General features: G+C 40.0%; 8 protein-coding genes and 1 tRNA gene. 4 read left to right on the forward strand and 5 right to left on the reverse strand.

Annotation, left to right across the window (positions count from 1 at the left end):
- Positions 1-361: 361 nt before the first annotated feature.
- The 3 genes from rpsA to aroA form a co-directional block, all read right to left on the reverse strand.
- Positions 362-2,062, reverse strand: a complete 1,701-nt coding sequence (rpsA, locus tag V3564_RS06820; protein WP_455480816.1) for a 30S ribosomal protein S1 — start codon at positions 2,060-2,062, stop codon at positions 362-364.
- A 120-nt stretch (positions 2,063-2,182) separates the two neighbouring features.
- Positions 2,183-2,845: a (d)CMP kinase gene (gene cmk / locus V3564_RS06825; protein ID WP_455480817.1), complete on the reverse strand. Its 663-nt coding sequence runs from the start codon at positions 2,843-2,845 to the stop codon at positions 2,183-2,185.
- Positions 2,842-4,170, reverse strand: a complete 1,329-nt coding sequence (gene aroA, locus V3564_RS06830; RefSeq protein WP_455481477.1) for a 3-phosphoshikimate 1-carboxyvinyltransferase — start codon at positions 4,168-4,170, stop codon at positions 2,842-2,844. Before aroA ends, cmk begins: the two co-directional genes overlap by 4 nt.
- 186 nt (positions 4,171-4,356) lie before the next feature.
- Between aroA and V3564_RS06835 the strand changes: the two genes are divergently transcribed.
- From V3564_RS06835 to ilvD, 3 genes are all read left to right on the forward strand, one after another.
- Positions 4,357-4,737 carry a TIGR02300 family protein gene (locus V3564_RS06835; RefSeq protein WP_455480818.1) on the forward strand — a complete coding sequence of 127 codons (381 nt, stop codon included), beginning with the start codon at positions 4,357-4,359 and terminating at the stop codon, positions 4,735-4,737.
- A gap of 119 nt (positions 4,738-4,856) precedes the next feature.
- A tRNA-Ala gene (locus V3564_RS06840) sits at positions 4,857-4,932 on the forward strand.
- A gap of 590 nt (positions 4,933-5,522) precedes the next feature.
- A complete protein-coding gene (gene ilvD, locus V3564_RS06845; RefSeq protein ID WP_455480819.1) occupies positions 5,523-7,361 on the forward strand; it encodes a dihydroxy-acid dehydratase in 1,839 nt (612 codons plus the stop codon).
- A gap of 291 nt (positions 7,362-7,652) precedes the next feature.
- Here the strand turns inward: ilvD and mutS are convergent, their stop codons facing one another.
- Complete coding sequence (mutS, locus tag V3564_RS06850) at positions 7,653-10,397, reverse strand: DNA mismatch repair protein MutS (protein WP_455480820.1); 2,745 nt, start codon at positions 10,395-10,397, stop codon at positions 7,653-7,655.
- 208 nt (positions 10,398-10,605) lie between these two features.
- On the opposite strand from mutS, the gene V3564_RS06855 reads away from it, so the two are divergent.
- A complete protein-coding gene (locus tag V3564_RS06855; protein WP_455480821.1) occupies positions 10,606-12,906 on the forward strand; it encodes an NADP-dependent malic enzyme in 2,301 nt (766 codons plus the stop codon).
- Between the two features lie 49 nt (positions 12,907-12,955).
- Here V3564_RS06855 and secB read toward each other — a convergent pair whose 3' ends face one another.
- Positions 12,956-13,432, reverse strand: coding sequence for a protein-export chaperone SecB (secB, locus tag V3564_RS06860; RefSeq protein WP_455480822.1), 477 nt, complete (start codon positions 13,430-13,432; stop codon positions 12,956-12,958).
- Positions 13,433-13,577: the final 145 nt, after the last annotated feature.

Raw genomic sequence — 13,577 nt, forward strand, 5'->3', positions numbered from 1 at the left:
CATATTTTTTACTATTGACACTGAGCATATTTTCAGATCCCCATTCCATTTTTATTTTTGTTATTCTTGAATAACTTAAAAATCACCTGTACGTACTTGGTAACTTTTTAGCTTCTTGCGTATTTCCAGTACCACCAAGATAGAAGATTGTTTTCTTTGTTTGTCTCAGTAGCAGATTAATATTATAGGTAAATGCAGAGAAGGGATTGTATCCTGTCATAGGAAAGAATAAACTTTTTGTTTTTATTTGAGAATATTTATAATTTTTTACGAGACAATTGAAGAAAGAATTAGACAGTTTCTTTGAAAAATGAAAAAGGCCGCCAGAAAGATGAGCGGCCTTAATTTTAACAATTGTACACTAGTCTTGTTCTTGTTTTTTCAAAGCTGCACCGAGAATATCGCCAAGAGAAGCACCTGAGTCTGTAGAACCATACTGTGCAACGGCCTCTTTTTCTTCTGCAATTTCTAAAGCTTTGATAGACACTGAGAGTTTACGTGTTTTTTTATCAAATGCAGTAATACGGACATCAACCCTCTGACCAATTGAAAAACGTTCAGGGCGCTGCTCATCACGATCACGAGCTAAGTCAGCACGGCGAATGGTTGTTTCAAGATTATGGTCAATTAATTTTACACTAATGTCATTGTCATTAACTGCAGTAACTTCACATGTTACGACAGCACCTTTGCGAAGTTCACCAGAGGCTGCTGCTTCTCCAACTTTATCATTGGAAAGTTGTTTAATTCCAAGAGAGATACGTTCTTTTTCAACATCAACATCAAGAACCACAGCTTTAACGATATCACCTTTACTGTAAGTATCAATGACTTGTTCACCAGGACGATTCCAATCAAGATCAGAAAGATGAACCATACCGTCAACATCGCCTTCAAGGCCAATGAAGAGACCAAATTCTGTTTTGTTTTTGACCTCTCCTTCGATTTGCGAATTCACAGGAAATTTATTAGCAAAAGCGACCCATGGATTTTCGAATGTTTGCTTTAAGCCAAGAGAAATACGTCGTTTAGAAGGATCAATTTCAAGAACAACCACTTCTACTTCTTGTGATGTGGATAAAAGTTTTCCTGGGTGGATATTTTTCTTTGTCCAACTCATTTCGGAAACGTGGATTAGTCCCTCGATTCCTGGCTCTATTTCAACAAAACCACCGTAATCAGTAATGTTGGTAACAGCACCAGTAATTTTTTTACCGATTGGATACCTAGCGCTGATGCTTTCCCAAGGATCACTTTCAAGTTGTTTCATGCCAAGAGAGATGCGGTGTGTATCTTGATTGATGCGAATAATTTGGACTTTAATAGTTTGACCAATCGCGAGGACTTCAGATGGATGGTTAACACGCCGCCAAGCCATATCTGTGACGTGTAAGAGGCCATCAATTCCACCAAGATCAACAAAGGCACCATAATCAGTGATATTTTTAACCACACCTTCAACGATTTGGTTTTCTTCAAGATTTTGTACGATTTCTGAACGTTGCTCGGCACGGCTTTCCTCTAAGATAGTACGACGTGAAACAACAATATTACCACGACGACGATCCATTTTTAAAATTTCAAAGGATTGTGAATTGTGCATTAAAGGTGAAACATCACGAATAGGGCGAATATCAACTTGGCTGCGAGGTAAGAAAGCAACAGCACCATCGAGATCGACTGTAAATCCTCCTTTTACTTGGCTAAAGATAACTCCATCGACGCGTGCACCAGCATTGAATTTTTCTTCCAAACGAATCCAGCTTTCTTCGCGCCGTGCTTTTTCACGTGATAGAACAGCTTCACCCATCGCATTTTCAATGCGTTCAATGTAAACTTCAACTTCATCGCCAACTTGCAAAGAGCCATCTTTTCCTTTAGCTCCAAATTCTTTGAGTGGAATGCGTCCTTCGACTTTAAGTCCAGCATCAATAATAGCCATGTCTTTTTCGATTGCAATGACACGGCCTTTAACAACGGATCCTTCATTAAGATCATTTGTTTGAAAGGATTCCATTAAAAGGGCTTCGAAATCCGCTGTTGTGGGATTGTATTGTGACATAAAAACTCCTGATACACGCCTTTATTGTAAAAGGTGTAAGCGCTAGGTTAGTGTTGATATAAGGTAAACTCTTGCCTTTTTTCTTGCCTATAGGAAGAAAAATTAGCGCTAGGCTAGAAATTACCGTAACGACTCCATCCAACCACAATGAGCTTTTATGATAGGATCGATAAAAGCGCATACAGTTATGAATGTCGTTTCTATACTCAATTCTGACGTATCAAGCAAGTGGGCGTTTTTTGCTGGTTTTAGCGGGCTTTGTTTACGGGTTATATCACGATTATCGCGTTGTTCGAGATTTGTAAGGATCTCATGATAATCTGCGTGAACACCTTTTTCCAAAATTTCTTGATAGCGACGTTTTGCACGTGTTTGGACATCGGCTAAAATGTAGAGTTTGATATCTGCATGCGGGCAGACAACAGTTCCAATATCACGGCCATCGAGTACACTGCCTGGCAGAATTTTAGCAAAGTCACGTTGTTTTGTAATAAGAATTTCGCGTACAGCCGGTATGAGTGCTATTTTTGAAGCAGCTTCGCCAAGCTCGTGAGAAGAAAGGACAGCTGGATTTAAGGTGTTAAAATCGAGTTGTACAGCATAAGCAACAGCATTTTTTTCATCATTGAGAGCCAATTTTTGATTCAGAAGCGCATGGGCGACACCGCGATAAGTGAGGCCGGTATCTAAATGGTGAAGATGATAATGAGCAGCAATTTTTCGTGCTAAAGTTCCTTTACCTGATGCTGCTGGTCCATCAATTGCAATAACAAAAGGTTTCAAGAAATTTGTCCCCCAAGTTGTTGCATGAAAGGGATAAATTCTGGAAAGCTGGTAGCGATCATTCGTTTATCATCAATAGTAACAGGTTTTTCTGATGCTAGTCCAAAAACAAGAAAACACATAGCAATTCGGTGATCAAGATGTGTGGTGACGTGTCCACCACCCAATCCTTTTGTTGAGTTTTTTCCATGAACAATGAGAAAATCTTTACCTTCTTCACAGTCTACGTGATTAATTGTTAGTCCTTGGGCAATAGCAGACAATCGATCTGATTCTTTAACACGCAACTCTTCAATTCCTAGCATAACTGTTTTGCCTTCAGCAAAAGCCGCTGCTACCGCCAAAGCGGGATATTCATCAATCATTGATGGCGCTCGTTCTTTGGGGACAGTTACACCTCTTAGAATTGATGATTTTACTCGCAGATCGGCAACATCTTCTCCACCTGTTTGACGTTGGTTCAAAAGTTCAATCTTAGCACCCATTTCCCATAATGTTTCAATAAGCCCTATTCGAGAATTATTTATAAGAACATTTTCAATAGTGATATCAGAATCTTCTACAAGAAGAGCTGCGATCATTGGAAAAGCTGCAGAAGAGGGATCGCCTGGAACATCAATAGTTTGTCCAGTAAGGTGTGTCTGGCCATTCAAATGAATAAGACGTATATTTTCTGCATTGACTTCTACTTCAAGCTCAGCTCCAAACGCTTTTAACATTTTTTCAGTATGATCTCGAGTGGGAATTGGTTCAATAACAGTTGTTGTACCAGCAGCATTAAGTCCAGCAAGTAGGATTGCTGATTTAATTTGGGCAGAAGCCATTGGAACACGGTAGCGAATCGGATTAGCCATTTTCGGTCCATAAAGCGTTAAAGGGAGATGGTTGCCATGTGTTGCTTCGATTTCAATGCCCATTAAACGTAATGGGTCGAGAATACGTCCCATTGGACGTTTGGTTAGAGAGGCATCCCCAATAAAAGTTGTTTTCATATGATAAGAACCAACCAGCCCCATAACTAGGCGAACACCTGTTCCAGCATTGCCAAAATCTAAAGGTTTTTGTGCAGTTAAGAGACAGCCATTTCCTGTCCCACGAATGATCCAGAGACCGTTTTTCCTATGGATACAGGCGCCCATAGCTTGCATAGCAGCAGCTGTATTGAGAACGTCATCGCTTTCAAGAAGTCCGTGAATATGTGTTTCGCCACTTGCTAACCCTCCCAATATAAGAGATCGATGGGAGATTGATTTATCTCCTGGTATTTTAATTTTGCCAGAAAGACTGGTAGATTTGTAGGCCGTTATGGGTATTGCTTTTTGCATAGAAGTTCTATTTAGCTCTATCTGCATTTTATTAAATAAACACCCTTTAGCACATGCTTTGAAAGGCGTCATGAGGAAATCCACGGGGAATGATGTATTTATCTTTGACAAAGACATTATTTTTTGATTAAGCACCATAAAATTTATCTTTTAATAGAATTATAGTTAACCAAAGAGGCATGGCTCATGGCAAAACAGGATCTTGGAACTAAGCGTATTGATCCAGAAACAGGAAAGAAGTTTTATGATCTTAATCGCGACCCTATTGTGTCACCTTATACAGGGATTTCTTATCCGCGTTCTTATTTTGAGGTTGCAGCAGCTGAAGCAAATAGTGAAGAAGATGTTGACACTGAAGAGCTTGATACAGCACTTGAAAAATCTGCTTTTATGCTTCTTGAAGAGGATGGTGACGATTCTAAAGATGACGATCTTCCTGATTTGGAGGATAGTGATGTTGATCTTGGTGATGACGATGATACGTTTTTGTCTCACGATGAAGATGATGAGAATGATGACGTTGCTGATATTCTCGGAGGTGGCGTTTCTAACGATGATGATTCTTAGAAGTGAGAAGGTATTCTTTTCATTGAATGCAAATTCTTCTTGATCTTCAATTTTTCTCGTTCTACAAAATTTCTCTAGGGTTGTTGAATGTCCTTTTAAGGGAGACCTATCTTTAATGTGGGGCTATAGCTCAGCTGGGAGAGCGCTTGCATGGCATGCAAGAGGTCAGCGGTTCGATCCCGCTTAGCTCCACCAAAAAGATCAAATATTTGCTCAATAGAGCGTCGGTATTTGTAAAAAGGACTTATGCGCTGATTGAGAGGCGTTATACTATCTGGAGCAATTCTTTCTTGTATTTTTCAACAATTTTATAATGTACTTGTGCTCGATTATTTACTATGCGCTTTTTTAGTTTCAGTATTAAGTCCAGCAAGTAGGATTGCTGATTTAACTTGAGCAGAAGCCATTATTTATGAGATTTTGTTGTCATGAAAGCTAAAAAGCAGATTAGTGTTATTTTTGTAGTGCGCACAAATATTTCTACAACCTAAGTGAACGCCTGTTCCAATATTGTGGCCCTCATCTAAAGATTTTTGTACAGCTAAAAGGTAGTTGTTATTACTTTTACAGTTATTGCTTTTACAAGTGATTACTAGAATTTGTCTTAAGAAAAGTTGATTTGGTTTATGAATAATTGTTATTGCGTGTTGGGTTTAGATATAGCTTAAATTTTTGTGATTTATTATATCTCCATAAAAAGCTTTTTTTATTTCTTACGTGAGAGTTCTTGTTTTTAGGACTGAATTGTAGCACAACAAAAATGGAATTATTTGAGGGGAAAAATAATGCCTTCTTACCATTCAAGAATATCAACTCATGGACGCAATATGGCTGGGGCTCGCGGTCTTTGGCGTGCAACAGGGATGAAAGATACTGATTTTGGCAAACCCATTATTGCGATTGCGAATTCTTTTACACAATTTGTACCAGGGCATGTACATTTAAAGGATCTCGGACAACTGGTTGCACAAGAGATAACTGTGGCTGGCGGTGTCGCGAAGGAGTTTAATACAATTGCTGTAGATGACGGAATTGCTATGGGGCATGACGGAATGCTTTATTCTTTGCCTTCCCGTGAAATTATTGCTGATTCTGTTGAATATATGGTCAATGCCCATTGTGCTGATGCACTAGTATGTATTTCCAATTGTGATAAAATTACGCCTGGGATGTTGATGGCTTCTTTACGGTTAAATATTCCAACAATTTTTATTTCAGGCGGTCCTATGGAGGCAGGCAAGATTAAATGGAAAGATCAAGAGCTTCACGTTGACTTAGTTGATGCAATGATTGCTGCGGCTTCTGAGCATAATTCAGAAGAAGAAGTTGCTGAAATGGAGCGTGCAGCTTGTCCTACATGTGGCTCTTGTTCAGGAATGTTTACTGCGAATTCTATGAATTGTCTTACAGAAGCATTAGGGCTTTCTCTTCCTGGAAACGGATCCATGTTAGCAACGCATGCAGATCGTCAGATGCTTTTTGAAGAAGCTGGACGAAAGATCGTTGCGCTGGCTAAGCATTATTATGAAAAAGGTGATGAAACAGTTTTGCCGCGTTCTATTGCTTCACGCAAGGCTTTTGAAAATGCAATGACTGTTGATATTTCCATGGGAGGATCAACCAATACTGTGTTGCATCTTTTAGCAGCGGCGCAAGAAGGTGAGGTAGATTTTACCATGGCGGATATTGATCGTCTTTCGCGCCGTGTCCCTGTTTTATGTAAGGTTGCACCTGCTATTGCTAATGTACACATGGAAGATGTTCACCGCGCTGGTGGTATTATGGGGCTTTTAGGGGAATTGGATGCAGCTGGACTCATTGATACATCTGTTCATACAGTTCATGCGAAAACGATGAAAGAAGCCCTTTGTCGATGGGATGTGAAACAAATTAATGAGCCAGAGATTCATGAATTTTATCGTGCAGCACCAGGTGGTGTTCCAACACAGACAGCTTTTAGTCAAGCTTGTCGCTATGATACCCTTGATCTTGATCGTGAAAAAGGTGTGATCCGAGATGTTAAACATGCATATTCGCAAGATGGAGGATTGGCAGTTCTTTACGGAAATCTTGCAAAAGATGGCTGTATTGTGAAAACAGCAGGCGTTGATCAGTCCATTTTAACTTTTAGGGGACCAGCAAAAATTTTTGAAAGCCAAGAGTCTGCTGTTTCGGCGATTTTAACGGATAAAATTAAGTCAGGTGATATCGTTTTAATCCGCTATGAAGGTCCACGCGGTGGACCTGGAATGCAAGAAATGCTCTATCCAACGAGTTATCTTAAATCTAAAGGATTAGGAAAGGCTTGTGCACTTATAACAGATGGTCGCTTTTCAGGAGGAACTTCAGGACTTTCTATCGGACATATTTCACCAGAAGCTGCTGAAGGAGGAGCAATTGCTTTAGTGGAAGAGGGTGATATAATAGAAATTGATATTCCAAACCGTACCATTAACATGTTAGTTGATGACGTTGAAATTATGCATCGTCATGCTAAAATGGAAAAAAAGGGAAAGGCAGCGTGGAAACCGATTGAGGAGCGTAAGCGTAAAGTTTCAAAAGCTCTTAAAGCATATGCCGCTATGACAACTTCTGCTGCAAAGGGTGCGGTTCGTAATGTTTGATAAGTCAATAAGTTCTCTTAAAGAAGATAAATAAGATTTTGAGAGCTTCTTTTTATCTTTTGCCAATATTCTAAGTGGGTTATTTATTGGTTTAGCGAGATATTTTAATTTATTATGAATATGTTTTAGAGCTGGCGTGGATTTTATCCTTGTTTGTATGAGAGCCAATAGCTTATATAGCTTATGAAGTATTTTGCGCAAATTTTTCCTCTATATGCTTTGTAGATACACAGAGTGCGTAAATATAAAAGGCAGTGAAAATAATCAAAAACGAACGCTGTCTTTGATCTTTTATAAGGGGTCACTTTTTTCAAGTTGTTTGAGGCGATAAAGCGCTTCTAAAGCATCTTTAGGAGAGAGCTCGTCAGGGTGGATATCTTTTAAAGCTTCATGAAGTGCGCAAGGTTTATTTATTTTTTCATTTGTAGAAGATGTTGCTTTCAGGGACAATAGCGGTAAATCATCAATTAATTTATGTCCTTTTCCAGCCATTTCGCCTCGTTCTAATTGATGTAGAACATCTGTAGCACGTGTAATAACTGCTGGAGGAAGCCCAGCAAGCTTTGCAACTTGTACTCCGTAAGATCGATCAGCAGCTCCTTGCGTGACTTCATGCAGAAAAATGACATCGCCATTCCAATTATTGACTTTCATTGTTACATTATGAAGACGGTCAAGTTTTTCGGTAAGTGCTGTCATTTCATGAAAATGTGTGGCGAGGATAGCGCGACAGTGATTAACTTCATGAAGGTATTCAACCGTTGCCCACGCAATTGAAAGTCCATCAAAGGTTGATGTGCCTCGTCCGATTTCATCGAGAATAACAAGGGAATGGCTACTAGCATGATTAAGAATCGTTGCGGTTTCAACCATTTCCATCATAAAGGTTGAGCGTCCCCGAGAAAGATCATCAGAAGCACCAACACGGCTAAATAAACGATCAACAACACCAATATGCGCTACAGTGGCTGGAACAAAAGAACCCATTTGTGCCATAATAGCAATGAGAGCATTTTGCCGTAAAAAAGTTGATTTTCCTCCCATATTGGGGCCCGTCAATAACCAGATTGCTGCATATTGATGGTTTTTTTGTACAGAGAGGTCGCAGTTATTGGCAACAAATGGTTCTGCTGCTTGCTTTCGTAATGCTTGCTCTACCACAGGATGACGTCCTGCGGTGATATTAAATGTAAGTGACTGATCAATTTTAGGACGGCAATAACCTTGCTCTTCAGCTAAATGCGCTAAAGCAACGGATACATCTAAAATAGCAAGCGCTTCAGCGGCTTTGCGAATAAAGTCAACGTGCTCAGTGATTTCATTAACAAGAATATCAAAAATTTCCAGTTCAAGAGTCATAGCATGACCAGCTGCATGAGTAATGCGGCTTTCAAGCTCGGCAAGTTCTGTTGTGGTAAAACGCATAGCGTTTGCCATTGTTTGTCGATGAATGAAACGTGCTTTTGCTTGCGGGGTATTTGTGAGAGCAGGCGCTTGTAAATTGGTTACTTCAATGAAGTATCCTAAGATGTTGTTATGCTTTATTTTGAGTGTTTTAATATCTGTCTCTTGAGCATATTGTGCTTGAAGTTCCGCGATAACACGGCGAGATTCATCACGTAGAGCACGCATTTCATCAAGCTCTTTATGATAATGAGGGCGAATAAAACCACCATCACGTTTAAGTAGTGGGAGATCATCGGCTAATGCTTGTTCTAAATGCAAGTGCAAAGCGGTAGGGAAATGTGAAAAAACCTGTTGTATATCGCTTATTTCTTGAGGAAGTAATTGATTGTCAAGAAGTTGATTGAGTTCACGAATGATTTCAAAGCCACGTTGAATTACAGCCATGTCACGTGGTCCTCCTCGTCCAAGAGCCAAACGTGAAACGGCACGGGGCATATCTGGTCCCCCTTTTAGAATGAGCTTTATAGCTTCTGCAAGAGATGTATTTTGCAGGAAAAAAGCAATCGAATCTAAGCGTCTATCAATAGCTGAAGGCGTAGTTAGAGGAGCAATTAAGCGATCAACAAGAAGACGTGAGCCCCCTCCTGTAACAGTGCGATCAATAGCTTTTAGTAGGCTTCCATCACGTTGACCTGATGTGGTTCGAACAAGTTCAAGACTCAATCTGGTCGCTGCATCAATAAAAAGAGTTGCACTTTCATTTTGTCGTTCAGGACGCATGAGAGGAGGGCGATGGGAAATTTGTGTTTTTTCAATATAACGAATAGCCGCGGCGATTGCAGAAAGTTCTGGGCGTGAATAATCGGCAACACCTTCAAGAGTTGAAAGTTTAAAGTAATCGCAAATGTCGCGTTCAGCGGTGATTGTATCAAAGAGATTTGCTGGTTGAGGTAAGACGATACGATCAAGAACATTAAAAAGCGATTTGTGGGATTTATCATGAAAAAAGGAGTCAGCTACAATAATTTCTTGTGGGTCTACACGCATAATGTCTGCCAAAAGTTTTTCATGGCGGCTTTCTGTTACACGGAATATACCTGTTGAGATGTCAATCCAAGAAAGGGCAAATTCCTCTCCGTCGCTGGTTTTGATGCGGGAAAGCGTCATAAGATAATTTGCGCGCGTTGGGTCAAGAAGCTTTTCTTCTGTTATGGTTCCGGGTGTAACAAGACGAACAACATCGCGCCGAACGACCGATTTTGCTCCACGTTTTTTAGCTTCTATTGGGCTTTCTGTTTGTTCACAAACAGCGACGCGATAACCGCATGAGATTAGTTTTTGCAAATAATCATCTGCAGCATGAACTGGAACACCACACATAGGAATATCTTTACCCAAATGTTTGCCGCGCGCTGTGAGTGTGATTCCTAAAGCTTGAGCAGCTTCAATCGCATCGTTAAAAAATAATTCGTAGAAATCACCCATACGATAAAAGAGAAGCGAATCGTTATTGACTGCTTTGATTTCTATATATTGCTCCATCATAGGTGTGAGGTGTTCTTTATGTGGAGCAGGGGATGGCGCAAGATTTGGGATTAAATCATTTTTGTGGTCAGTCTTCTTATCCATTTTTGTGCGCTCATTTCCTTCAATGAAGAGTTTTATACCTTTTTTTATTTACTTCAATGTCTATCTTCACTATCTCTGAATTAGAACGCATGATGAGAACTGTTAAGATAAGCATAGCGATTTCTAGCATATGAATCAAATTTTAAAATCAGATAATTACATGTATTATTAAACAGAATTTACACTGTTTTTGAGAAAGCTAAGTGAGATGAAAAAAAATGATCAGGATCAGAAAACGCGTCAAACGGCTTATACTGCCAGTGAGCGAGAGGCTCTTGATTTTCATAGTCGTGGTCGGCCTGGAAAGCTTGAGATTATTGCAACAAAATCTATGGCAACGCAGCATGATTTAGCACTTGCTTATTCGCCAGGCGTCGCTGTTCCGGTTAAAGCAATCGCTCAAAATCCATCGTTAGCTTATGACTATACAGCAAAGGGAAATCTTGTCGCTGTTATATCAAATGGAACCGCTATCCTAGGTTTAGGAAATTTAGGGGCGTTGGCATCTAAGCCTGTTATGGAAGGGAAAGCAGTACTTTTAAAGCGCTTTGCGGATATTGATTCAATTGATCTGGAGGTTGATACGAATGATACGGAAAGTTTTATTAATCTTGTGCGTCATTTGGAGCCTTCTTTTGGTGGTATAAATCTTGAAGATATTAAAGCACCAGAGTGTTTTATAATTGAGAGTCGCTTACGCGAAGTCATGAATATTCCTGTTTTTCACGACGATCAACACGGTACAGCAATCATTGTGGCTGCTGGCGTGATTAATGCCTTGTATTTAACGGGGCGCGATATGCAAAATACACGGTTAGTCTGTAATGGCGCTGGTTCTGCGGGAATTGCTTGTATTGAACTCATTAAGGCAATGGGATTTCGGTCTGAGAATATCATATTATGTGATAGTAAGGGTGTTGTCTATGAAGGTCGTGAAGAGGGGATGAATCAGTGGAAATCTGCCCATGCTGTTCGAACAGATAAACGCACTCTCGCTGAAGCGATGGAAGGCGCTGACATGTTTTTCGGTGTTTCTGTTAAAGGCGCAATTACCTCTGATATGGTAAAGTCAATGGCACCTCAGCCAATCATTTTTGCCATGGCTAATCCTGATCCAGAAATTACACCGGAAGAGGTTAGAAGAGTGCGCAATGATGCTATTGTAGCGACAGGTCGTTCGGATTATCCAAATCAGATTAATAATGTCCTTTGTTTTCCTTATATATTTCGTGGTGCACTTGATGTGCGTGCGACGACCATCAATGAAGACATGAAAATTGCTGCGGCAAGAGCTATAGCAGCTTTGGCTCATGAGGAAGTGCCTGACAGCGTTGCGGAGGCTTATCGTGGAAAGCGATTGAAATTTGGCTCGAATTACATCATCCCTGTCCCTTTTGATCCGCGTTTGTTCACTGTTGTTTCAATTGCGGTGGCGAAAGCGGCAATGGAAAGCGGTGTTGCACAAAAGTGCATTGATGATCTAGAAGCTTATGAGCGTGATTTGAATGCGAGACGTGATCCCATTTCTTCCATGATGCGTGGTGTGTATAATCATGTTCGTCAAGCTCCCAAGCAAATTGTTTTTGCAGAAGGTGAAGAAGAGCAAGTAATGCGAGCAGCTGTTTCCTATGTGCATCAAAAATTGGGACAGGCGGTTTTGATTGGTCGTGAAGAGCAAGTTAAGGAAACTGCTGCTGTTGCTGGGATTGATCTTGAGCGTGAAGGCATTTCTGTTATGAATGCCAAACTTTCCTGTCGCACTGATGATTATGCTAATTATCTTTATAAAAAGATGCAGCGCCAAGGCTGGCTGTTGCGTGATTGTTACCGTCGCATCAATAATGATCGCAATTATTTTGCTGCTTGTATGGTGGCATTAGGGGATGTTGATGCAATGGTTACAGGAGTAACACGTAATTATGAAACAGCATTGATCGATATACGCCGGGTGATTGATGAAAGACCAAAAGAACGGTTAATTGGCATCTCAATGGCTATTTGTCGTGGGCGAACTGTATTTATTGCGGATACAGCTGTTTACGAGAATCCTAATGCTGAAGAACTTGCTGATATAGCGGAGCAGACGGCTTCATTTGTCCGTGGTTTGGGATATCAACCACGGGTAGCATTTGTATCATTTTCTACTTTTGGCTATATGAAAGGACAGGTTACGCAGCATATTCAGGATGCTGTTAATATTTTGCATGCACGTAAAGTTAATTTTGAATTTGATGGAGAAATGGGTGCTGATGTAGCACTCAATTTGAAGTTGATGCAGCAATATCCCTTTATGGGATTAACAGAACCTGCTAACATTTTGGTGATGCCTGGATATCATGCGTCTTCCATTGCTAGCAAAATGTTGCAAGAGCTCGGTGAAGCAACCATTATTGGCCCTATCTTAATTGGATTGGAAAGATCTGTTCAAGTTGTACCGTTTAGTGGAAACGATACGAATATTGTCAATATTGCAACACTAGCTGCTTATCATGCAAAAAAAATTGTATAAAAATAAAGGCTCATGATATTTCAGAGCCTTTATAATAAACAGCATATCCCTAAGATGATTGTGTTTGGCTGTTTTTTTGTTCTTCAGCAATACGCTTTTGAAATAAGGCTGCAAAATCAATTGGATCAATCCACAAAGGTGGAAAACCACCATTTTGGGTGGCATTAGATATGATTTGTCGAGCGAATGGAAACAAAAGACGAGGGCACTCAATAAAGACTAGCGGCATAATATGTTCTTGTGGAATATTTTTAATATGAAAAACACCACCGTAAATCAGTTCTACGTGAAATAATGTTTCGGTGCCATCGTTGGCCTTGACTGAGAGCGATAAAACGACATCATAATTGTCATCACCAATTGGATTAGCATTGACATTAATACTGATGTCGATTTGTGGCGCATTTTCACGTGCACGTAGTGAGCGAGGGGCACTTGGGTTCTCAAATGAAAAATCTTTTAAATATTGTGTCAATACAGAAAAAATAGGCTCTCCACCATTGTTGTTAATTTCACTTTCGGCCATAATTACAAACCTCTCATCATAACGTGTGTACTTCTATTTTAGATCTAAGGACAAAGCTGGTTATCATGCCTTGCAAAAGGTTGCAAGGAACGCTCTTTTTGTTTTCAATTATTTTGTTTATATTCGTCATAGATCTTCTTGGCAT

The sequence above is a fragment of the Bartonella sp. B12(2025) genome (assembly GCF_053795135.1).

Coding starts and splice junctions, on each gene's coding strand:
- rpsA (WP_455480816.1), bottom strand. CDS start 2,062: ATGTCACAATACAATCCCACAACAGCGGATTTCGAAGCCCTTTTAATG.
- aroA (WP_455481477.1), bottom strand. CDS start 4,170: ATGCAAAAAGCAATACCCATAACGGCCTACAAATCTACCAGTCTTTCT.
- V3564_RS06855 (WP_455480821.1), top strand. CDS start 10,606: ATGAAAAAAAATGATCAGGATCAGAAAACGCGTCAAACGGCTTATACT.
- secB (WP_455480822.1), bottom strand. CDS start 13,432: ATGGCCGAAAGTGAAATTAACAACAATGGTGGAGAGCCTATTTTTTCT.
- ilvD (WP_455480819.1), top strand. CDS start 5,523: ATGCCTTCTTACCATTCAAGAATATCAACTCATGGACGCAATATGGCT.
- mutS (WP_455480820.1), bottom strand. CDS start 10,397: ATGGATAAGAAGACTGACCACAAAAATGATTTAATCCCAAATCTTGCG.
- V3564_RS06835 (WP_455480818.1), top strand. CDS start 4,357: ATGGCAAAACAGGATCTTGGAACTAAGCGTATTGATCCAGAAACAGGA.